This is a genomic window from Pseudomonas sp. AL03 (assembly GCF_029960815.1).
GTDB lineage: Bacteria > Pseudomonadota > Gammaproteobacteria > Pseudomonadales > Pseudomonadaceae > Aquipseudomonas.
On record NZ_JASBRE010000007.1, the window covers coordinates 136,883 to 163,283 of the forward strand.

26 protein-coding genes are annotated in these 26,401 nt (G+C 59.5%); 10 read left to right on the forward strand and 16 right to left on the reverse strand.

Annotation, left to right across the window (positions count from 1 at the left end):
* Positions 1-14: 14 nt before the first annotated feature.
* Positions 15-392, forward strand: coding sequence for a hypothetical protein (locus QK293_RS09740; protein WP_282376988.1), 378 nt, complete (start codon positions 15-17; stop codon positions 390-392).
* Between the two features lie 112 nt (positions 393-504).
* Here the strand turns inward: QK293_RS09740 and QK293_RS09745 are convergent, their stop codons facing one another.
* Entirely contained in the window at positions 505-714 is a 210-nt protein-coding gene (locus QK293_RS09745; RefSeq protein WP_010462862.1) for a cold-shock protein, read from the reverse strand.
* A gap of 431 nt (positions 715-1,145) precedes the next feature.
* Between QK293_RS09745 and plsB the strand changes: the two genes are divergently transcribed.
* The 4 genes from plsB to QK293_RS09765 all read left to right on the forward strand — a co-directional run bounded on the left by plsB (position 1,146) and on the right by QK293_RS09765 (position 5,388).
* Positions 1,146-3,638, forward strand: coding sequence for a glycerol-3-phosphate 1-O-acyltransferase PlsB (gene plsB, locus QK293_RS09750; protein WP_282376989.1), 2,493 nt, complete (start codon positions 1,146-1,148; stop codon positions 3,636-3,638).
* A gap of 169 nt (positions 3,639-3,807) precedes the next feature.
* On the forward strand, positions 3,808-4,170 hold the full coding sequence (locus tag QK293_RS09755; protein WP_282376990.1) for a YbaY family lipoprotein: 363 nt from the start codon (positions 3,808-3,810) through the stop codon (positions 4,168-4,170).
* Positions 4,171-4,272: 102 nt separating this feature from the next.
* Positions 4,273-4,671, forward strand: coding sequence for a YbaY family lipoprotein (locus QK293_RS09760; protein WP_282376992.1), 399 nt, complete (start codon positions 4,273-4,275; stop codon positions 4,669-4,671).
* Between the two features lie 27 nt (positions 4,672-4,698).
* A complete protein-coding gene (locus QK293_RS09765) occupies positions 4,699-5,388 on the forward strand; it encodes a DUF4197 domain-containing protein (RefSeq protein ID WP_282376993.1) in 690 nt (229 codons plus the stop codon).
* 518 nt (positions 5,389-5,906) lie between these two features.
* Here QK293_RS09765 and QK293_RS09770 read toward each other — a convergent pair.
* Both QK293_RS09770 and QK293_RS09775 read right to left on the reverse strand, forming a co-directional pair.
* Positions 5,907-8,978: an efflux RND transporter permease subunit gene (locus QK293_RS09770; RefSeq protein ID WP_282376994.1), complete on the reverse strand. Its 3,072-nt coding sequence runs from the start codon at positions 8,976-8,978 to the stop codon at positions 5,907-5,909.
* Positions 8,979-8,984: 6 nt separating this feature from the next.
* Complete coding sequence (locus QK293_RS09775) at positions 8,985-10,085, reverse strand: efflux RND transporter periplasmic adaptor subunit (RefSeq protein ID WP_282376995.1); 1,101 nt, start codon at positions 10,083-10,085, stop codon at positions 8,985-8,987.
* A gap of 93 nt (positions 10,086-10,178) precedes the next feature.
* Between QK293_RS09775 and QK293_RS09780 the strand changes: the two genes are divergently transcribed.
* Complete coding sequence (locus QK293_RS09780; RefSeq protein ID WP_282376996.1) at positions 10,179-10,823, forward strand: TetR/AcrR family transcriptional regulator; 645 nt, start codon at positions 10,179-10,181, stop codon at positions 10,821-10,823.
* A gap of 122 nt (positions 10,824-10,945) precedes the next feature.
* Here the strand turns inward: QK293_RS09780 and QK293_RS09785 are convergent, their stop codons facing one another.
* Entirely contained in the window at positions 10,946-11,725 is a 780-nt protein-coding gene (locus QK293_RS09785) for a class I SAM-dependent methyltransferase (RefSeq protein WP_282377061.1), read from the reverse strand.
* Positions 11,726-11,821: 96 nt separating this feature from the next.
* Between QK293_RS09785 and QK293_RS09790 the strand changes: the two genes are divergently transcribed.
* Entirely contained in the window at positions 11,822-12,442 is a 621-nt protein-coding gene (locus QK293_RS09790; RefSeq protein WP_282376997.1) for an energy transducer TonB, read from the forward strand.
* A 17-nt stretch (positions 12,443-12,459) separates the two neighbouring features.
* Here the strand turns inward: QK293_RS09790 and QK293_RS09795 are convergent, their stop codons facing one another.
* The 7 genes from QK293_RS09795 to ppc all read right to left on the reverse strand — a co-directional run bounded on the left by QK293_RS09795 (position 12,460) and on the right by ppc (position 19,745).
* Positions 12,460-13,155 carry an extensin family protein gene (locus QK293_RS09795; RefSeq protein ID WP_282376998.1) on the reverse strand — a complete coding sequence of 232 codons (696 nt, stop codon included), beginning with the start codon at positions 13,153-13,155 and terminating at the stop codon, positions 12,460-12,462.
* Positions 13,156-13,157: 2 nt separating this feature from the next.
* Complete coding sequence (locus QK293_RS09800; protein ID WP_282376999.1) at positions 13,158-13,979, reverse strand: isocitrate lyase/phosphoenolpyruvate mutase family protein; 822 nt, start codon at positions 13,977-13,979, stop codon at positions 13,158-13,160.
* Between the two features lie 33 nt (positions 13,980-14,012).
* Positions 14,013-14,873, reverse strand: a complete 861-nt coding sequence (locus tag QK293_RS09805) for a DUF72 domain-containing protein (RefSeq protein WP_282377000.1) — start codon at positions 14,871-14,873, stop codon at positions 14,013-14,015.
* Positions 14,873-15,178, reverse strand: coding sequence for a hypothetical protein (locus tag QK293_RS09810; RefSeq protein ID WP_282377001.1), 306 nt, complete (start codon positions 15,176-15,178; stop codon positions 14,873-14,875). The genes QK293_RS09805 and QK293_RS09810 overlap by 1 nt, the downstream gene beginning before the upstream one ends.
* A 234-nt stretch (positions 15,179-15,412) precedes the next feature.
* Entirely contained in the window at positions 15,413-16,087 is a 675-nt protein-coding gene (gene tsaB, locus QK293_RS09815; RefSeq protein WP_282377002.1) for a tRNA (adenosine(37)-N6)-threonylcarbamoyltransferase complex dimerization subunit type 1 TsaB, read from the reverse strand.
* A 93-nt stretch (positions 16,088-16,180) separates the two neighbouring features.
* Complete coding sequence (gene adk / locus QK293_RS09820) at positions 16,181-16,828, reverse strand: adenylate kinase (RefSeq protein WP_282377003.1); 648 nt, start codon at positions 16,826-16,828, stop codon at positions 16,181-16,183.
* A gap of 286 nt (positions 16,829-17,114) precedes the next feature.
* A complete protein-coding gene (gene ppc, locus QK293_RS09825) occupies positions 17,115-19,745 on the reverse strand; it encodes a phosphoenolpyruvate carboxylase (RefSeq protein WP_282377004.1) in 2,631 nt (876 codons plus the stop codon).
* Positions 19,746-20,377: 632 nt separating this feature from the next.
* Here ppc and QK293_RS09830 point away from each other — a divergent pair.
* The 3 genes from QK293_RS09830 (at position 20,378) to QK293_RS09840 (ending at position 22,248) form a co-directional block, all read left to right on the forward strand.
* The gene (locus tag QK293_RS09830; protein WP_282377062.1) at positions 20,378-20,722 is read left to right on the forward strand and encodes a pilin assembly protein; all 345 of its coding nucleotides are present in this window, start codon (positions 20,378-20,380) and stop codon (positions 20,720-20,722) included.
* Between the two features lie 274 nt (positions 20,723-20,996).
* Positions 20,997-21,410, forward strand: coding sequence for a DUF4398 domain-containing protein (locus QK293_RS09835; RefSeq protein WP_282377005.1), 414 nt, complete (start codon positions 20,997-20,999; stop codon positions 21,408-21,410).
* A 49-nt stretch (positions 21,411-21,459) separates the two neighbouring features.
* On the forward strand, positions 21,460-22,248 hold the full coding sequence (locus QK293_RS09840; RefSeq protein WP_282377064.1) for an OmpA family protein: 789 nt from the start codon (positions 21,460-21,462) through the stop codon (positions 22,246-22,248).
* Positions 22,249-22,324: 76 nt separating this feature from the next.
* On the opposite strand, the gene QK293_RS09845 is transcribed toward QK293_RS09840, so the two are convergent.
* The 5 genes from QK293_RS09845 to QK293_RS09865 form a co-directional block, all read right to left on the reverse strand.
* Positions 22,325-22,654, reverse strand: a complete 330-nt coding sequence (locus tag QK293_RS09845) for a hypothetical protein (RefSeq protein WP_282377007.1) — start codon at positions 22,652-22,654, stop codon at positions 22,325-22,327.
* Positions 22,651-23,565, reverse strand: a complete 915-nt coding sequence (locus QK293_RS09850; RefSeq protein ID WP_282377008.1) for an alpha/beta hydrolase — start codon at positions 23,563-23,565, stop codon at positions 22,651-22,653. Before QK293_RS09850 ends, QK293_RS09845 begins: the two co-directional genes overlap by 4 nt.
* A gap of 133 nt (positions 23,566-23,698) precedes the next feature.
* Positions 23,699-24,976 (reverse strand): flavohemoglobin expression-modulating QEGLA motif protein, encoded by a 1,278-nt coding sequence (locus tag QK293_RS09855; RefSeq protein WP_282377009.1) that lies wholly within the window; start codon positions 24,974-24,976, stop codon positions 23,699-23,701.
* Positions 24,977-25,012: 36 nt separating this feature from the next.
* Positions 25,013-25,579: a hypothetical protein gene (locus tag QK293_RS09860; RefSeq protein ID WP_282377010.1), complete on the reverse strand. Its 567-nt coding sequence runs from the start codon at positions 25,577-25,579 to the stop codon at positions 25,013-25,015.
* 48 nt (positions 25,580-25,627) lie between these two features.
* A complete protein-coding gene (locus tag QK293_RS09865; protein WP_282377011.1) occupies positions 25,628-26,344 on the reverse strand; it encodes a TetR family transcriptional regulator in 717 nt (238 codons plus the stop codon).
* Between the last annotated feature and the right edge of the window lie 57 nt (positions 26,345-26,401).

Here is a 26,401-nt window from a genome sequence, read left to right on the forward strand (position 1 = left end):
CAGTGAGGACATCCATGCGCCAACCCGATATCGAGATTTACCTGAAAGACGCCGACGTCGACTACAAGGCCATCGCGGCGTGGCTCGGCGCTGCTTTGGGCCCCTGCACCGACTGGGTCCAGAAAGGCCAGACCTACAAGTGCAAGGCCGGCAACGTGCCCGTGACCTGGCTACCGAAAGCCGTGGGCAAATGGAACAGCCTGTACCTGGAAAGCGACCAGACCCCATGGGAAGACGACATCGCCTGCGCCCGCGCTGCGTTTGCCGCGCTGAACGTCGAAGTGCGCTGTGCACCGGGTAGCTGGGTCGAGGAAGAAGGTGAGGAATCGGCCGATCGCTGGATGCGCATCAGCGCGGATGGTGAAGAAGAAATCACCTGGAAAACTGCCTGACACTGATCGTTCCCACGCTCTGCGTGGGAATGCAGCCCGGGACGCTCCGCGTCCCAGAAGCGGACGCAGAGCGTCCATTGAGGCATTCCCACGCGGAGCGTGGGAACGATCTCTAGAGGCCTACAACATCCTCAGCCTGCAAGCCCTTCTCGCCGGTCACCACGGCATATTCAACCTGCTGACCTTCAGCCAACGAGCGGTGACCTTCGCCGCGGATCGCGCGGTAGTGCACGAACACGTCCACCCCGTCTTCGCGCTGAATGAAGCCATAACCCTTGGCGTCGTTGAACCACTTCACGTTGCCGGTTTCGCGCGTAGCCATTTATCAGTCCCTCTTCTTTTTATTTTGAACGGCCGAGTATATGACAGCCGTCGAAACTCTCAACTCAAGTTTACTTAACCGCTTTTTTGCCGATTTTCGACGAATACGGCACACTAGGGGGCTTTCTCAATTAGTTTCCGCGCCGTGCCGGGCCTGCTGTTGTGCAGGGCAAGGCGCGAGAAACGTGGTTTGGTCATTCCAAATAAGTTTCGAGCAACACAGCCCTGCACAACAGCAGGCCCGGCCCTTCGGGTTGTGCCTTAAAGCGGGCCAGGCTGCGTTGCAGGCCTGGAAAGGGAACAACCATTCCCAGCGGCCCGCGCCTTGCCTGGCCCGCTTTAAGGCGACAACGCGGCGTGGAAACTAATTGAGAAAGCCCCCTACGCCCGCCCAAGCAAACGCTCGGTTTTATTCACTCACGCAGAAGCCGTATGACCCGTTCCCCGCTCCGCCGTCTTGTGTTTGGCACTCTGCGCCGACTGTTGTATCTCTGGGTACGCTCGGAGACGATCAATCAGTCTTCGTTCACCCTCAACCTCGACCGCAGTCGTCCGGTGTTCTACGTCCTGCAAAACCCTTCGCTGACCGACCTTGCCGTGGTCGATACCGAGTGCAGCAAGGCCGGCCTGCCGCGCCCGGTGTTGCCGGTATCGGTAGGTACGTTGGTGGAACCCGCCGCGTTCTTTTACCTGACGCCGGAGCCCGACTGGCTCGGCCGCCAGGACAAACGGGGCGCGCCGCCGACCCTGACTCGCCTGGTCAGTGCCCTGAGCCAGAACGCCGCTGAAGATGCGCAGATCATTCCGGTCAGCGTGTTCTGGGGTCAGTCGCCGGACAGCGAATCGAGCCCGTGGAAACTGCTCTTCGCCGACAGCTGGGCCGTCACCGGGCGTCTGCGCCGGTTGCTGAGCATCATCGTGCTGGGGCGCAAGACCCGGGTGCAGTTCTCGGCGCCGATTCACCTGCGTGAGCTGATCGACCACAACAAAGGCCACGAGCGCACCGTGCGCATGGCCCAGCGAATTCTGCGGGTGCATTTCCGTAATCTGAAAGCCGCCGTGATCGGCCCGGACATTTCCCACCGTCGCAACCTGGTCAAGGGCCTGCTCAACCAGCCTCTGGTCAAGCAAGCGATCCTCGACGAAGCCGAGCGCGAGAACATCTCCGCGGAGAAAGCCAAGGCCCAGGCCCTGCGCTACGGCAACGAGATCGCCTCTGACTACACCTACACCGCGATCCGCTTCCTCGAAGTGGTGCTGAGCTGGTTCTGGAACAAGATCTACGACGGGATCAAGGTCAACCACATCGAAGGCGTGCAGAAGGTCGCTCAGGGGCACGAAGTGATCTACGTGCCGTGCCATCGCAGCCACATTGACTACCTGCTGCTGTCCTACTTGCTGTTCCGCAACGGTCTGACCCCACCGCACATTGCCGCCGGGATCAACCTCAACATGCCGGTGATCGGCAGCTTGCTGCGGCGCGGCGGTGCGTTCTTCATGCGCCGCACCTTCAAGGGCAACCCGCTCTACACCTCGGTGTTCAACGAATACCTGCACACCCTGTTCACCAAAGGCTTCCCGGTGGAGTACTTCGTCGAGGGTGGCCGTTCGCGCACCGGGCGCATGCTGCAACCGAAAACCGGGATGCTCGCAATCACCCTGCGCAGCTTCTTGCGTTCGTCGCGGATGCCGATCGTCTTCATCCCGGTCTACATCGGCTACGAGCGCGTGCTGGAAGGCCGGACCTACCTCGGTGAACTGCGTGGCGCGAGCAAGAAGAAAGAATCGATCTTCGACATTTTCAAAGTCATCGGTGCCCTCAAGCAGCGCTTCGGCCAAGTGGCGGTGAACTTCGGCGAGCCGATCAAACTGGCAGAATTCCTCGACAGCGAACAGCCGGACTGGCGTAAACAGGAACTCGGCCCGCAGTTCAAACCGGCCTGGCTCAACGAAACCACCCACCGCCTCGGCGAGAAAGTCGCGCAGCATTTGAACGAGGCGGCGGCGATCAACCCGGTCAATCTGGTGGCGCTGGCGTTGCTGTCCACCAGCCGCCTGGCCCTGGATGATCGCGCCATGGCGCGGGTACTTGATCTATATTTGGCGCTGTTGCGCAAAGTCCCGTATTCGCCGCACACCACGTTGCCGGAAGGCGATGGCCGGGCGCTGATCGAGCACGTGAAGGACATGGATTTGTTGTCCGAGCAGAGCGATGCACTGGGCAAGATTCTGTATCTGGACGAGCAGAACGCCGTCCTGATGACCTACTACCGCAACAATGTGCTGCACATCTTCGCCCTGCCCGCGCTGCTGGCCAGTTTCTTCCAGAGCGCCTCGCGCATGAGCCGCGAACAGATCCTGCGCTACACCCGCGCGCTGTACCCGTACCTGCAATCGGAGCTGTTCATTCGCTGGTCGCTGGACGAGCTGGATGCGGTGATCGATCAATGGCTCGAAGCGTTCGTCGATCAAGGTCTGCTGCGTTTTGAGAATGACGTCTACCTGCGTCCGGCGCCGAGTTCGCGGCATTTCGTGCTGCTGACGCTGCTGTCGAAAAGCATCGCCCAGACCCTGCAACGCTTCTACATGACGGTCTCGCTGCTGCTCAACAGCGGCCAGAACAGCATCAGCGCCGAAGAACTGGAAGACTTGTGCACCGTCATGGCCCAGCGCCTGTCGATCCTCCATGGCCTGAACGCCCCGGAGTTCTTCGACAAGAGCCTGTTCCGCCACTTCATTCAGACAATGCTCGACCTCGACGTGCTCAAGCGCGATGAGGCCGGCAAGCTGAGTTATCACGAACTGCTGGGAGAACTGGCGGAAGGTGCGGCCAAACGGGTGTTGCCGGCGGAGATTCGCTTGTCGATTCGTCAGGTTGCGCTGCATCGCAGTGAAGATGCGGCGGAGCTGGTAAAGCCTCTCTGATCCATCGAGGGAACTACGCGGCACCATTGTTCAGAAGCAAGGATGCTTCTGATCTATCCCGCTATAAATTCGCCCCCAAGCGCAGGAATACTCCTACACACGGTTCGGTGCCCCCGGCGATATGCTGACGGCTCGTCATTTCCGACGATTAATTTGATAAGGAGATCAAATGAGCAACGAACATGTAATGAGCATCAGCGGTACCGTGCACTATCTGATAAAGATTCTGCTGTCGCCGAACTCGACACTTCACGTCAGCCTGCAAGATGTCACTCCGGCTGCGCCTGTCAAAGAACTTGCCCAGCAAGTTATCCCTCATGCAGAAACCGCAGGCCTGGACTTTAATCTGACTTACGCGGCCGCTGATGTGCTGCCCGGCCACAGCTATGGAATCACCGCACGCATCGAAACCAACGGCCAGGTGATCTTTGCAACAACCAAACCTCACCGAGTGGAGTTGGGTGTCAACCATCTGCGCCCTGAGGACGTCGTGGTCCGCAACGTCCGTAAAAATCCGGACAGCAACGCCTAAGCCCAACTGCCCGACATCACATGGGGCGAAATCACCTTGAAAATCCGTTAAATTGTCGTTGGCGCTGTTTTTCTCCGGGCGCCAAGGACAGGGATTTAACTCATGAAAAAACTCTCGCTACTGGGGCTTACTGCATTGCTCGGAGCCTGCTATACCCTACAACCGGCCGCTAAAACCAGCCTTGATGGCGAAGTATTTTACCTCCAACGCATTGCCCTCCCGCCAAGCGCCACCTTGAGCGTCAGCTTGCAGGACGTGTCTCTTGCCGACGCACCCGCCGTGGTCCTCGACGAACAGAAAGGCTCGATCAAAGGCCAGGTGCCGCTGCCGTTTCATCTGAGTTACGATCCGGCGCAGGTCAAGCCGGGTCATCGCTATTCAGTCAGCGCACGCATCGAAGTCGACGGCAAACTGATGTTCATCACCACCGAACATCACGCCGTACAGCTTGATGGCAGCGACCCGCAGCCACTGAAAATCCGCGTCGACGCCGTCCGCTAATCCTCTTTTCTGAACAAGGAAGCAGCCATGCTCCGCCCTACCCTTCGCTTCGCCAGCCTGTGCGCAGGCTTGATGATCTCCGCGAGTGCCCTAGCGCTGTCGCTCAACGACCTGTCGCAACAAGACGCCACCGGCGGCCTCAAGGATGCCCTGACTCAAGGTGCGCAACTGGCCGTGAAACAACTCGGCACGCCGGGCGGTTTCAGTAACAACCCGGACGTGAAGATCGAATTGCCGGGCAAGCTCGGCAAGGTCGCCAGCAAGATGAAGGCCTTCGGCATGGGCGCTCAGGTCGACCAGCTGGAAACCAGCATGAACAAAGCGGCTGAAACCGCCGTGACCCAGGCCCAGCCGATCCTGGTGGAGGCGGTGAAGAAAATGAGCGTGGAGGATGCCAAGGGCATTCTCAGCGGCGGTAAGGACTCCGCCACTCAATACCTGAGCAAAACCAGCCGCGAACAGATCCGCGTGAAATTCCTGCCAATCGTCAAGCAAGCCACCGATCAGGTGGGCCTGGCCAAACAGTACAACTCGTTCGCAGGGCAAGCCGCAACGCTGGGTGTGTTGGACGCGAAGAACGCCAACATCGAAAGCTACGTGACCGAGCAGGCGTTGAACGGTTTGTTCGAGATGATTGGTAAACAAGAAGAAACCATCCGCCAGAATCCTGCGGCGGCAGCGACCAGTCTGGCGAAGAAGGTGTTTGGTACGTTGTAATTATTGAGTGACTAAAACTCACAAAAAGCCCGCTGACCTTTATAGGTTCAGCGGGCTTTTTCGTTTGTGATATTGCTGCGGATCGAGGTGTTCCAGGACGCGATATACCAACAACGCTAACAACGAAATCATCTGTTGAATCGTCCCAAACCACTCAACAGGCCGAGCGTTAGCTCGCCTGCAGCTCTTGACCTTGACCCTCCCGCCCCTTCGGGAGGCTGAGTGGAGGTGTTCATCTGGGGGGAGGCGCGCAGCGCCGTTCGACGCAGTCGAACACATCGAGAGGAGGTCGAAGCGAAGCCGACCGGAGGCGATGCCCCCAGATGGACACCGGAGCGAAGGAACGCCGAGCCTAAGCGAGGGGCCGGACGCTTGGGGCGAGACCTTTGCTTCCTTTGGGGCGTTTGCCAAAGGGAGTCGCCGTAAGGGCGAAACCATTAGTGGCCATTACCGCAGCAACGGATATGTACTCAATCAACAAGCGCATGGTCGGCCCGAAGGCCGCCAAGATCAAAAGATCAAACGGCCTCTTTCTTGACCCTGAACCAAGCCGCATACAGCGCCGGCAAAAACAGCAACGTCAACGCCGTCGCCACAATCAACCCACCCATGATCGCCACCGCCATCGGCCCGAAGAACACACTGCGCGACAGCGGAATCATCGCCAGCACCGCCGCGAGCGCAGTCAACACAATCGGCCGGAAACGCCGCACCGTAGCTTCGATAATCGCTTGCCACGGTTTGAGCCCGGCGGCGATGTCCTGCTCGATCTGGTCCACCAGAATCACCGAGTTACGCATGATCATCCCCGACAACGCGATGGTCCCGAGCATGGCAACGAAACCGAATGGCTGACGGAACACTATCAAAAACAGTGTTACACCGATCAACCCCAGCGGCGCTGTCAGAAACACCATCACGGTGCGTGAGAAACTGCGCAGTTGCAGCATCAGTAACGTCAGCACCACCACGATGAAAAGCGGCACACCGGCCTTCACCGAGTTTTGCCCACGGGCCGAGTCTTCTACCGTGCCGCCGACCTCCAGCAGATACCCGTCCGGTAGCTCGGCACGAACCGGATCGAGAGTTGGCATGATCTGCTGCACCAGCGTCGCCGGTTGTTCCTTGCCGTAAATGTCGGCGCGCACCGTCACGTTAGGCAAGCGGCTGCGGTGCCAGATGATGCCTTCTTCGAAACCGTATTCCAGCGTCGCGATTTGCGACAGCGCTACGCTGCGGCCGTTGTCAGTTGGTACGGCCAGACTCGGCAGCAACGACAGCTCGGTGCGCTCATGCAACGTGCCGCGCAACAGAATCTCGATCAATTCGTTGTCTTCACGGTACTGGCTGACGCTGGAACCGGTCAGTGAGCTTTGCAGGAACTTCGACAGGTTCGCAGTGCTCACGCCAAGCGCCCGGGCACGGTCCTGATCAACGTTCAGATAAACAACTTTGCTCGGTTCCTCCCAGTCCAGATGGACGTTGGCCACGTGCGGGTTCTCGCGAACCTTGGCCGCGACTTTACGAGCCAGCGCGCGGACTTCCTCGATGTGCTCACCGGTGACCCGGAACTGCACCGGATAGCCAACCGGCGGCCCGTTCTCCAGACGCGTAACCCGCGAACGCAGGGCCGGGAATTGTTCATTGAGGGTTTCGATCAGCCAGGTGCGCAGGGTTTCGCGCTCCTCGATGGTCTTGGCCAGGACTACAAACTGCGCGAAGCTCGCCGCAGGAAGTTGTTGATCCAGCGGTAGGTAAAAACGCGGCGAACCGGTGCCAACGTAAGCGACATAGTTGTCGATACCGGCGTGATCCTTCAGCAGTGCTTCGAGGCGTTTGACCTCATCGCTGGTGTTGCTTAGTGATGCACCCTCGGCCAGTTTCAGATCGACCATCAATTCCAGACGACCCGATGCCGGGAAAAACTGCTGTGGCACAAAGCGAAACAGGACGACAGAGCCGATAAACAACACGACCGTCAGGACAATGACCGTCTTGCGCCGCTGCACGCACCACTCCACCAGGCGCCTGACGCGCTGATAGAACGGCGTGCCGTAAGGGTCGGACTGGCCGTCGCCGGTGCCGTGTTTGGCTGCATGAATTTTCGCCAGATCCGGCAGGAGTTTCTCCCCCAGATACGGCACAAACACCACGGCGGCCACCCACGAGGCCAGCAGCGCGATGGTCACCACCTGGAAGATCGAACGGGTGTATTCGCCGGTACCCGATTGCGCAGTGGCTATCGGCAGGAAGCCGGCAGCGGTGATCAGTGTCCCGGTGAGCATCGGGAATGCGGTGCTGGTCCAGGCGTAACTGGCCGCCTTGATCCGGTCGAAGCCCTGCTCCATTTTGATCGCCATCATCTCCACGGCGATGATCGCGTCGTCCACCAACAATCCCAGCGCCAGCACCAACGCCCCGAGGGAAATCTTGTGCAGGCCAATGCCGAGGTAATACATGCAGGCGAAGGTCATCGCCAATACCAAAGGAATCGCCAGCGCTACCACCATGCCGGTGCGCACACCGAGGGAGAAAAAGCTCACCAGCAGGACGATTGCCAGCGCTTCCACCAGCACCTGAACAAATTCGCCGACGCTGCTTTTCACTGCGGCTGGCTGGTCGGAGACCTTGCGCAGCTGCATACCGGCAGGGAGATTTTTCTGGATCCGGTCGAACTCGATTTCCAGCGCCTTGCCCAGCACCAGAATGTCGCCACCGTCCTTCATCGCCACGGCCAGACCGATGGCATTTTCCGCCATGAAGCGCATACGCGGCGCCGGCGGATCATTAAAACCGCGATGCACATCCGCCACATCGGAGATGCGGAAGCTGCGATCTCCTACGCGAATCGGGAAGCTCTTGATCTCTTCGACTGTCTGAAAATTCCCCGAGACGCGTAGCTGCAAGCGTTCGCTGGTGGTCTCGAAGAACCCGGCGGTGGACACCGCGTTCTGTTCTTCAAGGGCCTGCTGCACCGCCGCCAAAGGGAGGCCCAGGGTGGCGAGTTTGACGTTGGAGAGTTCGATCCAGATCTTCTCGTCCTGTAATCCGAGCAGATCGACCTTGCCCACATCCTTGACCCGTTGCAGCTGAATCTGGACGCGGTCGGCGTAGTCCTTAAGCACCGCGTAATCAAAACCGTCGCCGGTCAGCGCGTAGATATTGCCAAACGTTGTGCCGAACTCATCGTTGAAGAATGGCCCCTGGATGCCCGGTGGCAGGGTCTGGCGGATGTCGCTGATTTTCTTGCGAACCTGGTACCAGAGGGCCGGGATTTCCACCGAGTGCATGGAATCACGGGCGACGAACGTCACCTGGGACTCACCCGGACGGGAGAACGAAACGATGCGCTCGTACTCGCCGGTTTCCATCAGTTTCTTTTCAATGCGCTCGGTGACCTGGCGCGACACTTCCTGCGCCGTGGCCCCCGGCCAAATGGTACGAATCACCATGGCCTTGAAGGTGAACGGCGGGTCTTCACTTTGGCCGAGTTTGGTGTAGGACAGTGCGCCGACAACTGCCAGCAAGAGCATCAGGAACAGTACGATCTGGCGATTACGCAGCGCCCATTCGGAAAGATTGAAACCCATCGGGGATTACTCCTTGTCCGCCAGATTGACCACGCGGTTGGAGCGATCCACCGGGCGCACTTGCTGCCCGTCATGAAGCACATGAACACCCGCCGCCACCACCCAATCGCTGGCGTTCAGGCCCTCGAGCACCGGCACGGTTTTCTCGCCGAAGGCACCGACCCGGACCGGGGCTTTTTTCAAGGTGTTGTTGGCGCCAAGCACCCAAACGTAGGTGGCACCGTTTTCCGCGGTGACGGCCGACAGTGGTACCGACAGCGACACCACGTCGGCGGTCTGGATGAACACTCGGGCGCTCTGGCCGAGTTCTGCGGGGACCTTGCCGGCGGTGAAGGCGATGCGGGCGGCAAAGGTGCGCGATTTTGGATCGGCAGCAGGCGACAGTTCACGGATGCGCCCGGCGAAACGTTGGTCGGGTTGGGTCCAGAGTTCTACCGAGACTGGCTGAGCGACCTTGAAACGGCCGAAGCTTTGTTCCGGCAGGCTGATCGACACTTCGCGCTCACCATCGGTGGCGAGGGTAAACACTGTTTGCCCGGCCGCCACGACTTGCCCGACTTCAACCGCACGTTTGGCCACGACGCCATCCTGAGGCGCACGCAGCACGGCGTAACTGGCCTGATTGGTCGAGACGTTGAATTCGGCTTTGATTTGCTTGAGGCGTGCTTCACCCGATCGGTAAAGGTTTTCAGAATTGTCGTACTGCGAACGGCTGACCATCTGACGGTCCATCAAGGTCTTGTAGCGATCGCGCTCGGCGCGCACCAGGCTCAGATTGGCCTCGGCAGCGGCGACCTGGGCGCGGGTGGCTTCCAGTTGCAGGCGTACATCCTGAGGATCGAGCTCCGCCAACGGTTGGTCGGCCTTGACCCGCTGTCCCTCTTCGACCAGTCGTCGACTGACTTTGCCGCCAATGCGAAACGCCAGGTCCGGCTCATACCGTGCGCGGACTTCACCGGGAAAACTTTCCATCGCCTGAGCCGAAGGCTCTGGCTGCACGACCATGGCCGGGCGAATGGTGACTTGAGGCGCCTCTTCGTGACCACACGCAGACAATAAAAACACCAGACTGACTGGCAACGCGAGAGGCAAGGCATAGCGGAACATGGTGAAGGACCTTTCGCTAATGGTGCTTGGAATAATTATACTGGGCAGTATGTTATTAATAGCAAACTCACCAGTCCAGTAATAAAAGCGCATATGCCTAACAATCTTTCAGCACCCAACGGCCCAGGCCGTCCCAAGGATTTGGCCAAGCGCCGAGCGATCCTTGATGCGGCGAAAATTCTGTTTCTGAGCAAGGGTTATGCGAATACCAGCATGGACGCCGTGGCGGCCGAGGCCGGTGTGTCGAAGCTGACGGTCTACAGCCATTTCGACGACAAGGAGACGCTGTTCTCCGCCGCCGTCATGGCCAAGTGCGAAGAACAGTTGCCGACGCTGTTTTTTGAATTGCCGGACGGCATTGCCGTTGAAACGGTGCTGTTGAACATCGCGCGCGGTTTTCATCAGCTGATCAACAGCGACGAATCGGTCAACCTGCATCGACTGATGATGACGCTGGGCAGCCAAGACCCGAAACTTTCGCTGATCTTCTTCGAGGCTGGGCCTGAGCGCATGCTGCATGGCATGGAGCGGTTGCTGATCAAGGTTGATCAGAGCGGTACCTTGAGCATCGACAAACCGCGCAATGCGGCCGAGCATTTCTTCTGCTTGCTCAAGGGTGCGGGGAATTTCAGGCTGCTTTACGGATGTGGCGAGCCGTTGACCGGGGAGGCGGCCGAGAGCCATGTGCAGGAAGTGGTGAGGTTGTTTATGCGGGCTTATCGGCCAGAGACAGCCTGATAGATAGTGGGTGTCTGGTCCGGCGCCTTCGCGGGCAAGTCGGATCGCCGCACCGCTCGCTCCTACAGGATCTCCACTAACCCGTAGGAGCGAGGCTTGCCCGCGAATGGTTCTACGCGGTCTTAAGGCTTCAGCGCTTTCTTCGGATAAATGTCATACCGACTGGATTTACCATCCAGTGCATGGCTCGGCTTCGGCCCTTCAATGCACGGTGCCTTGCGCGGCCGCTTGACCACCACCCGGTGGCTGGCCAGGGCCAACGCGGCTTCGAGCAATGCAGGGGCATCCGGATCATCGCCGACCAGCGGCCGAAACAGGCGCATCTCCTTCTTCACCAAGGCAGTTTTCTCACGATGGGGAAACATCGGGTCGAGGTAAATCACCTGCGGCGGCTCGCCTTCCCAATTGCGCATCACCTCGATCGAATTGCCCTTGAGCAAGCGCATCCGCGCCACGATCGGCGCCACATCAAAGTCTTCCGCGCCGCGCGCCAGGCCATCTTCAAGCAAAGCGCCAATCAGCGGCTGACGCTCGATCAGGCTCATCTCGCAGCCCAGGCTCGCCAGCACGAACGCATCTTTGCCCAACCCCGCCGTGGCATCCAGTACGCGTGGACGCACGCCTTGGGCAACCCCGACAGCCTTGGCGATCATCTGACCGCTACCGCCGCCGTACAAGCGGCGATGGGCCGCACCGCCCTCGACGAAGTCCACCCGCACCGGCCCCGGCGCATCCGGCCCCAGTTGTTGCAGTTGTAAACCCTGTTCGCCCACCTGCAAGACAAACTCGCCGTCATCCACCTGCATGGGCAAGCCCAGGCGCTCGGCCCATTGTTCGGCCTGTGGCTGATAAGTCTCGGCCAGGGCCTCGACATGGATGCGGCAGGCCGCAGGTTGCTCAATCATGGGAAAAGGTGCTCAAAAAATTAATGATCGGCAAAAACGGCCGATAACAAAACTATCGAGCATTTTGCCAGAGCTGAGCGTCGACCGAGAGAAATGTCAGACATTCAAACCACATCCGTAGGCTACATCTCGCGTCATGGCGATTATGGCCTGCGAAACTCCCAAGCACTGAGCGGCGTCAGTCATCTGTGGCAAGATTTCTTTGCCCAGGCCCTGGCCGAACAGTCGAGTGATGTGGTGCCTGCATGCGGGACTTTCCCACCGGTTGATCTCGAGAGCCCGGTCGAGCCGACCGTCGGCAGCGAACTCTACGCACACATCATTTCCCAGCGTGAATGCGATGTGAAAGAAACCGAGGTCCGCCCGCCGGAGCCACTGTTCCTGCCGATTGCCGAGTTCGACATGGACCTGGCCGACAAACCGTTCCCACCGTTCCCGGTACAAGAAATCGTCGCTCAACAGAAACAACAGGACTTCGAAAGCAGCTGGGTTCGCCCGATCGTGCTCACAGCCGGTCAACCACTGCCAGCGCCTGACGCCGCACCGCAACCGCGTCCGCTGCACCTGCCGATCGCCGAATTCGAACTCGATCTGCTGGACAAGCCATTCCCGCCATTCTCGCCCGAAGCGCTGGTGGAGCAACAGAAACAACTCGATTTCGACAACGGCTGGGCTCGCCCGATCGTCCTGCAGAACCTGCGCATCGCCGCCTGACCTTCAATAACAGGCCCTCAGCGACACACCCACCATGGCCCGACATCCACATGAAAGTGATTGCGATGGGCGGCGTTGTAATCCGGGCTTAATACCACACTGAACATGTCGCAGGCGCCATCGCGGACCTGGCGTAAAAACTGTGCGTCCTGATTATCCTTCGGCCAATCCTTGAGCACGTTGATGGATCGGCCATCGGCCAACCGAAACCCGGCGATATCCAGTGCGTTGGCGCTGGCATGCTGGCTGCGTCTGCCGTTTTCGCGGCTGTAGACGTTGCGGCAGGCAAAGCTGCCAAGATGGTCGACACGCGTAACCGCTTGGCCGTACACCGCCTGTGCCGCCGGTTGCAGGGCGTGGTGTTCGAACAGGGCGAACGACACCGCCAGGCGACAACTGGCGAGGAAACTGCTGCTCAGGGCCACCTCGCCGCCTTGCACACGCAACGTGTTGATCAACGGGCACGTTGCGTCGGGGCTGTCGGCCCGACGGGTCACGCGCAATCCAGAGCTGCTCAGGGCTAGATCGCACAACTGCGGATCATCGCGCAGGCGCATCAGTTTGTAGCGGGTCAGAAAGTTGGGCGCGGCCTTTACGTCCAGCGGTGCCCAGGGATCCCACTGCGGCGGCAGTGAGATCCAGCCACGCCAGACGCTCACGGCCGCCGCACCAATGATTAACAGCATCAAAAGCGACCACCACCGAAACCGCATCGTCAGCCCTTGAACAATTGATTGGCCTGGGCGTACGGCATGGATCGCGACGTGAACCCGAACGTGCCCGACTTCTGGATCTCCTCGGCTGCGCGGAAAAACTCGCCATACGCGGCCAGGGCCAGCGCCGAACCGACGCTGATGCGTTTGACGCCCATTTCGCTCAACTGCTCGACCGTCAATTTCAGTCCGCCAGACATCAACACATTGACCGGTTTCGGCGCCACGGCACGGACCACCGCCAACACATCCTCAGCACTGCGCAGACCCGGCGCATAAAGTACGTCGGCGCCCGCCTCGGCAAACGCCTGCAAGCGGCGGAGGGTATCGGCGAGATCAGGATTGCCGTGCAGAAAGTTCTCGGCCCGGGCTGTCAGCACGAAAGGAAACGGCAAGCTGCGAGCTGCTGCCACGGCAGCCTTGATGCGTGCCACGGCATGCTCGAAGCAGTAAATCGGCGTTTCTTCACGACCCGTGGCATCTTCGATCGAGCCGCCGACCGCACCGGCCTCTGCTGCACGCAAAATACTCTGTGCGCATTCGGCTGGATCGTCAGAGAAGCCGTTTTCCAGATCGACGGCGACGGGCAGATCAGTTGCCGCGACAATCGCCCGAACGTTTGCCAGGGTGTCGTCCAGCGTCAACGCGCCATCGGGGCGGGCGTTGGAAAAGGCGTAACCGGCACTGGTGGTCGCCAGCGCTTCGAAACCAAGGCTGGCGAGCATTTTCGCCGAGCCGGCGTCCCACGGGTTGGGAATGACAAAAGCGCCCTCGCGTTCGTGCAGTGCTTTGAACGCTTGGGCTCGAAGGGTTTGCGCATCCATTGGCAGGCTCCTGAAAAAGGCAAGGAAACCGCTTCAGAGCAGGCCAAGTTGCTCGGCAGCGGGCTCTCTGTATAGCTCAGGCAGCGGCGGCAGGCCAGGCAAACGCAGCATCAGTTTTACGTGAAAACGTTGCGCCAGTTTGGCGGCCAGCAGGTTGTCGGCGGTGTGCAGGAAGATATAGGGCGTGCGGCCCTCTTCGATCCACACGGCGATTTTCTCGACCCACGGCACCAGGAACGGGTCGTTGGCCTCAAGCTGCGGATGGCCGACGAAGCGTACCTGCGGACATTGCGTGAAGGCGGCCGGACGGGTCGGCACCCTGGGCTTTTTCGATTGGGCGTGAAGTACCGAGGGATCGGTCGATGTGCAGCTGAACAGCGCTCGGGGATCAAGGCAGATACGCTCGACACCGCGATCAAGCAGCAGACGATTGAGCCTTCTCTCGGCATCGCCCTTGGCGAAGAATTCGTTATGCCGTACTTCAACTGCCAGAGGCCGCTCAAGCGCATCGATGAATCCGGCCAGTTCGGGCAATCGTTGCGGCGTGAAGCTTTTGGACAGTTGCAGCCACAGCGGTGAAACCCGTTCACCGAGGGGGCTGAGCAATTGCAGGAAGATGTCGGCAGCGGTCAATTGTTCGCGCAGGTCACCGCTGTGGCTGATGTCACCTGGGAACTTGGCAGTGAAGCGAAAGTGTTCGGGCATGGTCTCGGCCCAACGCTGCACAGTGGACGCAGCCGGGCTTGCGTAGAAGGTCGTATTGCCTTCCACGGCGTTGAACACTTGGGAATAAAGATTCAGAAACTCAGCGGGTTTAGCGTCCGGCGGATAAAGATAATCGCGCCAGGCGTTTTCACTCCAGGACGGACAGCCAAGGAAGTAAGGCAGCCGCATCAGATGTACAGGTCGAGACCCAGCACATCCGGATCCCAATCGACAAAACCGGCGGTGCTCAGGTAGCTGGCCAGGGCCTTCGCGACACTGTTGCTCATGGCTCGGTGATAAAGCATGTCTTGTTGACGGGCGGGGAGATTACTCAAGCGTTGCGCAGAGGCTTTGGCAGCGCGGGCGGCCATTTGCTCTTCGGACGGAATTTCCAGCTCGCCGTCGATATCGACGTAGTCGTCATCCGCCACAGGCCCTTTGCGAGGCTTGCGTTTGATGGGGTAGGACTGAGAGGGAACGCCGTCTATACGCATGAGTACATGTCCGGGATCAATGATGGCAGTTTAGTGGCGCATAGCCCGCTTCGCAAACCGCCGAGTGATAACTAGAACACAGAAAATGGAAAAGGTTTAAAAGCCAGGGGTTAGAAACTACGATTGGCTAAATCTCGGAGATTGCTTTCGCGGGCAAGCCTCGCTCCTACAGGGGTTAGCGCAGATCGTGTGGGAGCGAGCTTGCTCGCGATGAAGCCAACTCGTTCTCGGAAATTAACGTGCTTTCGGCGTCGCGACTTTATCGCGCAGGTACACCGGCTGAGCCTCATCAGCCACGATCGCTTCGCCACGCGCCCAAGCAAAACGTGCCAGGGTCAGCAGGTCTTCAGCGTGAGGCAGCATGCCCGCATCCTGCCCGGTCAGCTTGACGGCGATACGTTCGGCATAACCCCAGCCAGTGCCGGCGCCAAACCACTCACCGCTGGCATCAGTTGGCAACGCTGCCACTTCCGGCGGCAACACCGCTTCATTGCCAACCAGCCGCATCTCCCCCGCCGTTTCGCGGTAGCAACCCCAATACACCTCATCCATCCGCGCATCGATGGCGGCCGCGACCTGGCTCACGCCGTGTTCGCGAAAGGCGCGCTGGGCCAGCACCGCCAGATTCGACACCGGCAACACCGGACGCTCCAGCGCAAACGCCAGCCCCTGCACCACACCGATAGCGATCCGCACGCCGGTAAATGCCCCCGGCCCACGGCCAAACGCAATGGCATCGACCGCTTGCAGGGTGGTGCCAGCGTCGGCCAGCAATTGCTGAATCATCGGCAGCAACTTCTGCGCATGCAGGCGCGGGATCACCTCGTAATGGCTCGTAACCTTGCCGTCATGCAGCAAGGCAACGGAGCAAGCTTCAGTCGCGGTGTCCAGGGCCAGCAAGGTGCTCATCGATGTTTCCGTAAGAGAGTTCAGAAAAAGTGCGCCAGTATAAACAACTACGGCCCGCAAGCGGGCCGTAGAAGATGAAGCGATTCAGACTTTTCAGCTCAGTGCTTCAAGCACCTTGCCGGTGATCGCTTCAACCGAGCCGACGCCAGCGATGTGGCTGTACTTCGGTTTGCCCTGATCAGCGGCCAGGTTCTGGTAGAACGCTACCAGTGGCTTGGTCTGGGAATGGTAGACCGACAGGCGATGACGCACGGTTTCTTCGGTATCGTCCTTGCGCTGCACCAGTGCTTCACCGGTGATGTCGTCTTTACCGGCGATTTTCGGCGGGTTGTAGACGGTGTGGTACACGCGGCCGCTGGCTTCGTGAACACGACGACCGGCGATACGCTGAACGATTTCTTCGTCATCGACGGCGATTTCAACCACGTGATCCAGTTCCACGTCGGCTTTCACCAGGGCTTCAGCCTGAGGAATGGTGCGCGGGAAACCGTCGAACAGGAAACCGTTCTCGCAATCAGCCTGGCTGATGCGTTCCTTGACCAGGTTGATGATCAGGTCATCGGAAACCAGACCACCGCTGTCCATGACGCTCTTGGCGATCAGGCCCAGTTCGGTGCCGGCCTTGACCGCGGCACGCAGCATATCGCCGGTGGAAATTTGCGGGATACCGAATTTTTCGGTGATAAATTTAGCCTGAGTACCTTTACCGGCCCCGGGAGCTCCCAGCAGAATGACGCGCATCGATGTGCTCCTCAATTTTTATATAGATAACGTCAGATTCGCCTCGTGGGGCCAATCTCAAAAAAGGGTCGTGACCGCCCAAACGGCCAAAGGCTGATCAAGATACACAGCAGGCCCAGACCACACAAGCCGCCGAAAGTCGGAGAAACCCGCGCCTGATGAGACCTTTCGTCGGGGTACCCCAAGTCGCAACCCCATCACTAACTGTCGCCTGCCAGCACTTTTCAACCCCTCGCCCAGAGGCACTCGACGCTCGCGCCGAGCGCCTTGCCCCACGACGAAAACCTTAGCCGGTATTACGCAAACCGGCGGCAATCCCCGCCACAGACACCAGCAGCGCCTGTTCTACCGGGCTGCCCTGTTCCACTTCCTGTTGTCGCGAACGCGCCAACAACTCGGCCTGCAATAGATGAAGAGGGTCGAGGTAAGTGTTGCGCAAGCGGATGAATTCAAGCGTGGCTGGGCTATGTGCCAGTAGCTGCGACTGACCGGTCAGCCCAAGGACCACCGAGCAAGCCTGCGACAATAGGTCGCGTAAATGCGCACCCAAAGGGAGCAGATCTGGCTCGACCAAGCGCTCATCGTAGGACCGGGCGATATCGGTATCGGCCTTGGCCAGCACCATTTCCAGCATATCGATGCGCGTGCGGAAGAACGGCCACTGCTCGCGCATCTGCCCCAGCAGCTCGCCTTCGCCGCGCTCTAGCGCCTTGCTCAACGCCGCTTCCCAGCCGAGCCAGGCCGGTAGCATCAGACGCGTCTGAGTCCAGCCGAAGATCCACGGGATAGCCCGCAGGCTTTCAATCCCGCCGGCGCGGCGCTTGGCCGGGCGACTGCCCAGTGGCAAGCGTCCCAGTTCCTGTTCCGGGGTGGACTGGCGGAAATACTCAACAAACTGCGGGTTTTCCCGCACCACGGCGCGATAAGCGCTGACACCATCCGCAGCCAATTCGTCCATCAAATGACGCCAGGCAGGCTCCGGTGGAGGCGGCGGCAGCAAGGTCGCTTCCAATACCGCCGCCAGGTACAGATTGAGATTCTGCTCGGCGATGTCCGGCAGACCGAATTTGAAACGAATCATTTCCCCCTGCTCGGTGGTACGGAAACGCCCCGCCACCGAACCCGGCGGCTGCGACAGAATCGCCGCGTGCGCCGGACCGCCACCGCGACCCACGGTGCCGCCGCGACCGTGGAACAACAGCAGTTCCACTTGCTGCTCGCGACAGATGTCTACCAAGCGCTCCTGCGCCCGATACTGTGCCCAGGCCGCCGCCGTCGTGCCGGCGTCCTTCGCCGAGTCGGAGTAGCCGATCATCACTTCCTGCGGCCCTTGCAGGCGCGCGCGATAACCCGGCAACAGCAATAGCTTTTCGATCACCGGGCCGGCGTTGTCGAGGTCGGCAAGGGTTTCGAACAACGGCACCACCCGCATCGGCCGCAACACGCCAGCTTCTTTGAGCAGCAGTTGCACGGCCAGCACGTCGGAAGCGGCGCCGGCCATGGAGATCACATAAGAACCGAGCGATGCGCCCGGTGCCGCGGCGATTTCCCGGCAGGTCGCCAGCACCTCAGCGGTGTCGGCCGACGGTTTGAAGTACGCCGGCAGCAGCGGCCGGCGGTTGTTCAGTTCACGCATCAGGAAGGCGATGCGCTCTTCCTCGTTCCAGTCCTCGTACCGCCCCAGGCCCAGGTAATCAGTGATCTCGGTCATGGCCGCGGTATGCCGCGACGAGTCCTGTCGCACATCGAGCCGCACTAGGAACAGCCCGAACGTCACCGCCCGGCGCAGGCAATCGAGCAGCGGCCCATCGGCGATCACGCCCATGCCGCACTCATGCAGCGAGTGGTAGCACAGCTCCAGCGGATCGAGCAGCTCGCGGTTGTTTTGCAACACATCGGCCGTTGCTGGCGTGGCTGTCGTCAACGAGGCGTGAGCCCAGTTACGCGTCGCGCGCAGGCGCTCACGTAACTGTTTAAGTACCGCGCGATAGGGTTCGGCGCTGTCCCCGGCCTTGGCCTTCAAATCGTCGCTGGCCTGCTGCATCGACAACTCGGCCGCCAGGTGATCGACATCACGCAGGTACAAATCGGCGGCCATCCAACGCGCCAGCAGCAAGACTTCACGGGTGACGGCAGCCGTCACGTTCGGGTTGCCGTCCCGGTCGCCGCCCATCCATGAGGCAAAGCGAATCGGTGCCGCTTCCAGCGGCAAATGCAGGCCGGTGGCGTCATGCAGCGCTTTATCGGCCTTGCGCAAATAGTTGGGGATCGCCTGCCACAGCGAATGCTCGATCACCGCGAAGCCCCATTTGGCTTCATCGACGGGCGTCGGGCGGGTGCGGCGGATTTCTTCGGTGTGCCAGGCTTCGGCGATCAGGCGCTGCAACTTCGTGTGGATCTGCTCGCGTTCAGCAGTGGTCAGGTCGCGATGGTCCTGGGCGGCCAGCTGCGCGGCAATGGCGTCGTACTTCTGGATCAGCGTGCGGCGCGCCACTTCGGTCGGGTGTGCGGTGAGGACCAGTTCAATCTCCAGCCGCCCCAGTTGCCGGGCCAGGGATTCAGCACCATGGCCTTCGGCAAGCAGGCGGGCCAGCAATTCCGGCAGTACTCGCGCTTCGAACGGTGCAGGCTGCGACTCTTCGCGACGGTGAATCAGCTGATATTGCTCGGCGATATTGGCCAGGTTGAGAAACTGGTTGAACGCCCGCGCCACCGGCAGCAACTCTTCTTCGCTCAATTGGTTGAGGCTGGCGCTCAATTCGGCGTCCATCGAACCGCGACGGTCGGCCTTGGCGCCTTTGCGGATCTGCTCGATCTTGTCGAGAAAGCCGTCCCCGTACTGTTCACGAATGGTGTTGCCCAACAGCTCACCCAACAGGTGAACATCCTCGCGCAAGCGTGCATCAATATCGGTCATCAGCAGTTCTCCAGCGAAAATCCGGGTGTGCTTCGTCGTTAGAGAGTGCCGCTGTAAAGCGGTTCTTACAAGCAGACGAGGAAGGGAATGCTGTTTACCTGGGAAAGTTTTGGGATGGGGATTGGGATTGGTGGGGTACATATCCGTTTCTGCGGTGATAGCTGCTGGCGGTTTCGCTTTTACAGCGAGTCACTTGGAAAAGCCCCAAGTAACCAAAGGCTTTTGCCCCGCCATTCGGTGCCTCGCCTAGGCTCGGCATGCCGTAACGAAGGCATTGCTCCGGGGGCCCGCCGCCATCGGCCATCCATGGCCGGGGGCGGCGGGCCCACGGAGTAGGACCGGAGCGAGGGCATGCCGAGCCCAGGCGAGGCACCGAACGTCAGGGGCAAGAGACCTTGGTTACTTGGGGCTTTTCCAAGTGACTCGCTGTAAAAGCGAAACCAATAGCCGCCGCTGCCGCAAAAACGGATATACACCCAATCCCCCCAATGACCCCCCACCATTAGACGACGAAGGGACTTTAAACCTTGGGCGTTAAAGCTAGTCTGAAGAGTAAGCCGTACAACGGCCGCCGCCGGCCATTGCCGGACACTGACACTGCCTGCCACGAGCAGGTGCGCAATGAGGTCACTATGAAAATCCGCGAGCTTGCCCATCACTGGGAAGAAAACGCCAAGGGTCGCCTGACCGATACCGGATACACGATTCATCTGGACGTGGAAGCCGCCGCTCGGCTGGCGGCGATTATCGAGATGTACCCCAAACGACACCCCGAAGAACTGCTCGGCGAGCTGATCGGCGCCGCGCTTGAAGAGCTCGAAAAGAGCTTCCCGTATGTGAAGGGCTCTACGGTCGTGGCCACCGACGAAGAAGGTGATCCGCTGTACGAAGACGTCGGTCCGACTCCGCGCTTTCTCGCGTTGTCCCGTCGTCATTTACACGATTTGTCGGCCGTTGACGACAAACAGAAACACTGATTACCACGCTTCTTTCCCCCTCAAAAATTGCGCATTCCTGGCCCTATACAGGGCTGGGAATACGGCTATGTGCTGTGAAAATTCCCGGTCTAGAGCCTTGTCCGTTCGGTCAAAGTTTTTTCAGGCAATGGGCCATATTCTCTGAACTTTTGAAAAACGCCTCGGGTCACACCCATTAACCACGCCTGGGACGGCCGTTTCATAACACCCCGGAAATTGAAGGTTGCGGCTCCTTGCCCAGGATGGATTTTTAAGTTTTTCAGGAGTTATTCCAATGGAGTTGAAGACCATGAAAACCCGAACTGCCAAATCCTCGTTCCCCCCTCTGCGTAGTCTGAAACTGGCTGCACTGGCAATCGGCAGCAGCTTCGTTCTAGCCGGTTGTGCCGGCAACCCGCCAAGCGAGCAATTCGCCGTAACGGAATCGGCGGTCAACAGTGCCGTCAGTGCCGGCGGTACCGAATTCGCGGCAGTGGAGATGAAGTCCGCCCAGGACAAGCTCAAACAAGCCGAAATCGCCCTGCACGACAAGAAGTATGACGAAGCCAAGATTCTGGCCGAACAGGCCGAGTGGGACGCTCGAGTGGCTGAACGCAAAGCCCAGGCGATTAAAGCCGAACTGGCGGTGAAGGACTCTCAGAAAGGGGTTCAGGAACTGCGTCAGGAAAGCCAGCGCACTGTGCAATAAGCGGCGCGGCACGACGCACTTCTTACTCGACTAAAAGGACGAAACCATGATGCGCAAACAATTGATGATCCCTGCCCTGCTGGCCGCAAGCGTTGCACTGGCCGCCTGCTCCACGCCGCCTAACGCGAACCTCGAACAGGCCCGTACCAACTACACCGGCCTGCAAACCAACCCGCAAGCCAGCAAAGTCGCGGCGCTGGAAACCAAAGAAGCCAGCGATTACCTGGACAAGGCCGACAAGGCTTACATGGACAAAGAGAACCAGGCCAAGGTCGATCAACTGGCTTACCTGACCAATCAACGTGTTGAAGTTGCCAAGCAGACCATCGCGCTGCGCACCGCAGAAGCCAATCTGAAAAATGCCTCTGCGCAACGTGCCCAGGCCCGTCTGGACGCACGCGACGCGCAGATCAAGCAGTTGCAGGACAGCCTGAACGCCAAGCAGACCGATCGCGGCACGCTGGTGACGTTCGGTGACGTGCTGTTCGCCACCAACAAGGCCGAGCTGAAGTCCAGCGGTCTGGTGAACATCAACAAACTGGCCCAGTTCCTTCAGGAAAACCCGGACCGTAAAGTGATTATCGAAGGCTACACCGACAGCACGGGTGCGCCGAACTACAACCAGTCGCTGTCCGAACGCCGTGCGACTTCCGTGCAAGTGGCCTTGATCAAGATGGGTGTAGATCCAGCGCGCATCGTGGCCCAGGGTTATGGCAAGGAATACCCGGTGGCCGAGAACTCCAGCGTTTCGGGTCGTGCAATGAACCGTAGGGTGGAAGTGACCATTTCCAATGACAACCAGCCGGTGATCCCGCGTTCGGCAGTTAGCTCGAACTAAGCATCGTCTGCTGAAACACAAAAGCCCCGCCTGATCTGATCAGGCGGGGCTTTTGTTTTTAAGATCAAAAGGCGCGTTACGGTTGCAGCTTCTGCGGCGTTTCCTGACCTATGCAACGCACGGCTTTTTTCTTGTTGTTGACCAATACGCCACTCAGGCCTTTCTGTTCGGTGTCGAACATCACCAACACACCATCGATGCACTGCGCCACTTGCGGGGCCGGCTCCAGGGAGACTTTGTAGTCTTCGCCCGGCACAGTCTTGAGCAGGGTGAAGTCGCTGAGCAGCAGCGCATCTTCGGGTTTGGCGAAGTGCAGGTAGCCGTAGAACCACAGGGCCCCGACAGTGCCGAGGATGCTGCAGATACCGGTGATGATCAGCGGGATGGCGTTACGTTCTTCACTCATTGCGGACTCTCTGGTGGTTCATCTTCAGAATTTTTCGGCGCCGGGTAATTCGGGACTTCACCCAGTCGGCGCAAACCGTTGAAATGTTGCGGGTCTTCGAGATAACGCAGCATGACTTTGCGCCAGACCGGGTCGGCGAACGTCTGCACATGACCCCCACGGGTCAGTTGCAGCACTCGCGGCGGCGGCGCAGCTTGATACAGACGGATGCCGTTGGAAAGGGGCACGATCGGATCGTCGATGCTGTGGTAGATCAGTTTCGGTACGCCGCCCAGCTGCGCCATGGAATTGACCGCGCTGTCGCCGTCCGGTACCAGCCACGACAACGGCACCTGAAACATCCAGGTCAGCCAGGAATGGCTCAGGGCAAATTGACCGATACTGCGGTAACTGGCGGGCACGCCATCGAGGACGAAGGCCTTGAGTAGTTTTTGGCGCTCGGGGTGTTGAACCAGGTAATGCACGGCCATCGAACCGCCGAGGCTTTGCCCCAGGAGGATCAACGGCTTGCCCTTGACCTCGGGCGCCTGATCGAGCCATTTGAACGCGGCGTCGATGTCCTGATAGATCGCCGGCAGCGTCGGTTCACCCTCGGACAAACCGTAACCGCGATAGTCCACCAGCAGCACTTGATAGCCTTCTTTGGGCAACCACCAACTCCCACCCAGATGCATGGGCAGATTGCCGCCGTTGCCGTGCAGATGTAGCACGGTGCCTTTGACCTCGACACCTTTTTTCGCCGGCAACCACCAGCCGTGCAGCTTGAGGCCGTCGGCCGTGGTGAGGGTAACGTCGCGGAATTCGAGTTTGGCTTTTTCCGGAGTGAACAACTGGCCGGGCTCGGGGTAGAACAACAAAGAGCTGCAACCGCCGAGGGTCAGAAGCAGGCAGAAAATGCCGAGGATTCTCATCCGTTGAAACCTCATATTTATTGATGATCGTTCCCACGCTCTGCGTGGGAATGCATTCCGTGACGCTCTGCGTCACAGTGGACGCGGAGCGTCCATGGCGGCATCCCCACGCGGAGCGCGGGAACGATCTATATCAAAGGATGTTTGAGTAATCCGCTTCGATCCGGTCCAGGCTCAGGTGATTGAGGAAGTTGGAGAAGCACATCCACGCCGACAGCGCGTTCAGGTCACGGAACTGATCCGGAAGATACTTCGGTGCCACCACCAGTCCTTCATCCACCAGCTGGCGCAAGGTCCGCATGTCTTCCAGCGTGGTCTTGCCACAAAACAGCAGCGGGATCTGCTCGAGTTTGCCTTTACGCACGGCCAACTGAATGTAGTTGTAAACCATGATAAAGCCCTTGAGGTAGGACAAGTCTTTGGTAAATGGCAGCCCATTGGGCACCGAGCCGCGGAAAACCCGGCTGGCATTGCCGTAGCTTTCAGCCATTTCGAAACCCTGCTCGCGGAAGAACTCGAAGATCTGCATAAAGTCCGCGCCCTCTTCCACCATGTGGATGGCGCGGGTGCGGTTGGTCAGTTTACGCAGACGACTCGGGTAAGAGGCGAAGGTGATGATTTCCATCAGGATCGCCAGGCCTTCCTGAGTCACCGTCGACGACGGCGGACCTTTGGAGAGGAAGGTGCAGATCGGCTGGTTCAGACCATTGAGCGTGGTGCCCACATGCACCAGCCCTTCGTGGACTTCCAGAGCGCGCACGTCCCGCTCGTTGAACATCGCGTCGGCGCGAATCTTGATGTAATCGGCACCGGCCGCCGCATCGGCGACGATCCCGTCGGACTCGAACACCCGAATGGTTTCTTCGGCCTCGCCAAACACCTTGTTCAATCGATGTTGCAGCTGGCTGACGGCTTCCTTGGCGGTGAGTGTTTTCGGTTCGTCCTTCAGATCGCCACGGCCGTCGATGTTGTTCAGGTAATCGGAGAGCATCAGCCCCAAGTCGGCCAGGGTCGGGTCGCCGGCGTGAAACGCGTCGGACGCGGCGCCGTACAACTCTTGGGAAATCAGCCCGAAATCCTCGGTGCCGCGCGCTTCGAGCATGCGCACCACCATCCGGTATTCCTTGCACATGCGGCGCATGATCTGGCCGACCGGGTTGAACTGACCCAACTGACGGGTGATGTCGCGCTCGATGTTCTGGAATTCCAGTTTCACTTTGCTGGAGTCAAAAGACAGCGGGCGACTGAGGTAATAGTCACGGTCCACTGCCGGCATTTCCTTGCCCTTGCCCTTGAGGAAACCCTTGCGGATGCTGTCGTCCCACTTGACCGCATCGAGGACGCGAATCGGCGTCTGCGCCAGCACAATGCGATCGGACAAAATGCGTATCGTCTGCTGGTAATCGTCCACCCGAAACTCCTGTAGAAAAACCGTTAGGTGCTGGCTTTATTTAACTTTAGCTTTGGCTTTGGCCAGACGCTGATAGCGCACCGCCTCAACGAAGACATCGGAATTGGCGGGGTCGTCGAGGTAGGCAAACACCTGGTCCAGGCTGTTGTTGATCAATACGCCGTCGCCCTCGTCGGTCTGAAAGCCTTTGCCACTCAGGACTTTCTGCCCCAGGGCCTGGTTGATCTGCTCGAGATCGAGGTTGTAGACCACCAGTTCGTGCTTATCGGTGAGTTCGAAACCAGCGATGGTGTAATGCCCACCGAACTGCGCTGGTACCTTCGCCGACAAGTACCAGCGACTGCCATGGCGGGTCACCGTGAAGGGATAGGCTTCGCGTTCCTTGGGTTTAGCCTTGAAGTAGCTGACCGCCTGATAGTGATTATCGCCCAGGCGCGTCAGCTCCAGGTTAAGCGGCTCACCCCAGGCATTGGTGCTGGTCCATTTGCCGAGCAACCCTTTGGGTGCGAGTTCACTCGAGGCCAGCGGCTCCTTGAAGGTCACCAGACAGCCACTGAGCAGCAGGATCGACAAGGCGATCACAACGACACGCCAGGCTTTCATTCAACACTCCCTATCGATACACCATGACTTTTGCGCGCTGATCGAGCGTCAGACCGACGCCAATACCAAATGCATGTAGCGGGTCAGGATGCCGAGCATTTCTGCTTCGGCCCCAGGCTCGGCTTCGTTGAGCAGGCCCTGATATTCCATCCGTCCGATAATCGCCGTCAACACTTTGGCATCCTGTTGGGGTTCAGGGGAACCCAATACCTCGAAAAGCTGGCAGGTGCCCTGGAGCAAAATCTGCTGATGTGAACGCACCAACAACGCCAGGCGCGGATTGAGCAACGCCTCCTGGCGGAAGGCTTGCTCGGCCATCAAGTGCTCGCGGCGATTGATCAATTGCCGATGAACATAGTCCGCCATCAGCCGCGCAATATCGTCCGCCAGCTGTGAACGGGACTCGGGAGTGCCATCGCCGCTGACAACCATCTCGCGCAACAGGCCTTCATTGCTGGCCCACAGCTTGCCCATGAACGCCGCGCTGCGTTCCACGTATTGGGCAAAGGTATCGGTGAGCAGGTCATCGATATCCTTGAAATAGTAAGTGGTGGCCGAGAGCGGCACACCGGCCTCGGCAGCCACCGCGCGATGACGCACGGCCCGCACGCCATCGCGCACGACAATGCGCATCGCCGCATCGAGAATGTCCTGCCGACGCTGCTCGCTGCCCTGTCGGCTGGCCTTGCGACCCTGGTACTGAACACTTTCAGCGACCGCAGTGGCGACGTCCGCTGCACCCTCTTGAGCAATTGCACGGTTCACGACAGGTATTCCTCTCTACTTCAAAAGTAACCAATTGATACGTTTGTACCAGACAGG

What these genes read in the sequence shown, in the direction of transcription:
- QK293_RS09830 (WP_282377062.1), top strand. Translation starts at nt 20,378, where the DNA reads ATGAAAATCCGCGAGCTTGCCCATCACTGGGAAGAAAACGCCAAGGGT.
- QK293_RS09765 (WP_282376993.1), top strand. Translation starts at nt 4,699, where the DNA reads ATGCTCCGCCCTACCCTTCGCTTCGCCAGCCTGTGCGCAGGCTTGATG.
- QK293_RS09775 (WP_282376995.1), bottom strand. Translation starts at nt 10,085, where the DNA reads ATGTTCCGCTATGCCTTGCCTCTCGCGTTGCCAGTCAGTCTGGTGTTT.
- QK293_RS09760 (WP_282376992.1), top strand. Translation starts at nt 4,273, where the DNA reads ATGAAAAAACTCTCGCTACTGGGGCTTACTGCATTGCTCGGAGCCTGC.
- QK293_RS09805 (WP_282377000.1), bottom strand. Translation starts at nt 14,873, where the DNA reads ATGCGGCTGCCTTACTTCCTTGGCTGTCCGTCCTGGAGTGAAAACGCC.
- QK293_RS09860 (WP_282377010.1), bottom strand. Translation starts at nt 25,579, where the DNA reads ATGAAAGCCTGGCGTGTCGTTGTGATCGCCTTGTCGATCCTGCTGCTC.
- ppc (WP_282377004.1), bottom strand. Translation starts at nt 19,745, where the DNA reads ATGACCGATATTGATGCACGCTTGCGCGAGGATGTTCACCTGTTGGGT.
- QK293_RS09810 (WP_282377001.1), bottom strand. Translation starts at nt 15,178, where the DNA reads ATGCGTATAGACGGCGTTCCCTCTCAGTCCTACCCCATCAAACGCAAG.
- QK293_RS09740 (WP_282376988.1), top strand. Translation starts at nt 15, where the DNA reads ATGCGCCAACCCGATATCGAGATTTACCTGAAAGACGCCGACGTCGAC.
- QK293_RS09770 (WP_282376994.1), bottom strand. Translation starts at nt 8,978, where the DNA reads ATGGGTTTCAATCTTTCCGAATGGGCGCTGCGTAATCGCCAGATCGTA.
- QK293_RS09840 (WP_282377064.1), top strand. Translation starts at nt 21,460, where the DNA reads ATGCGCAAACAATTGATGATCCCTGCCCTGCTGGCCGCAAGCGTTGCA.
- QK293_RS09745 (WP_010462862.1), bottom strand. Translation starts at nt 714, where the DNA reads ATGGCTACGCGCGAAACCGGCAACGTGAAGTGGTTCAACGACGCCAAG.
- QK293_RS09755 (WP_282376990.1), top strand. Translation starts at nt 3,808, where the DNA reads ATGAGCAACGAACATGTAATGAGCATCAGCGGTACCGTGCACTATCTG.
- QK293_RS09795 (WP_282376998.1), bottom strand. Translation starts at nt 13,155, where the DNA reads ATGCGGTTTCGGTGGTGGTCGCTTTTGATGCTGTTAATCATTGGTGCG.
- adk (WP_282377003.1), bottom strand. Translation starts at nt 16,828, where the DNA reads ATGCGCGTCATTCTGCTGGGAGCTCCCGGGGCCGGTAAAGGTACTCAG.
- QK293_RS09835 (WP_282377005.1), top strand. Translation starts at nt 20,997, where the DNA reads ATGGAGTTGAAGACCATGAAAACCCGAACTGCCAAATCCTCGTTCCCC.
- QK293_RS09845 (WP_282377007.1), bottom strand. Translation starts at nt 22,654, where the DNA reads ATGAGTGAAGAACGTAACGCCATCCCGCTGATCATCACCGGTATCTGC.
- QK293_RS09790 (WP_282376997.1), top strand. Translation starts at nt 11,822, where the DNA reads ATGTCAGACATTCAAACCACATCCGTAGGCTACATCTCGCGTCATGGC.
- QK293_RS09800 (WP_282376999.1), bottom strand. Translation starts at nt 13,979, where the DNA reads ATGGATGCGCAAACCCTTCGAGCCCAAGCGTTCAAAGCACTGCACGAA.
- plsB (WP_282376989.1), top strand. Translation starts at nt 1,146, where the DNA reads ATGACCCGTTCCCCGCTCCGCCGTCTTGTGTTTGGCACTCTGCGCCGA.
- QK293_RS09780 (WP_282376996.1), top strand. Translation starts at nt 10,179, where the DNA reads ATGCCTAACAATCTTTCAGCACCCAACGGCCCAGGCCGTCCCAAGGAT.
- QK293_RS09850 (WP_282377008.1), bottom strand. Translation starts at nt 23,565, where the DNA reads ATGAGAATCCTCGGCATTTTCTGCCTGCTTCTGACCCTCGGCGGTTGC.
- tsaB (WP_282377002.1), bottom strand. Translation starts at nt 16,087, where the DNA reads ATGAGCACCTTGCTGGCCCTGGACACCGCGACTGAAGCTTGCTCCGTT.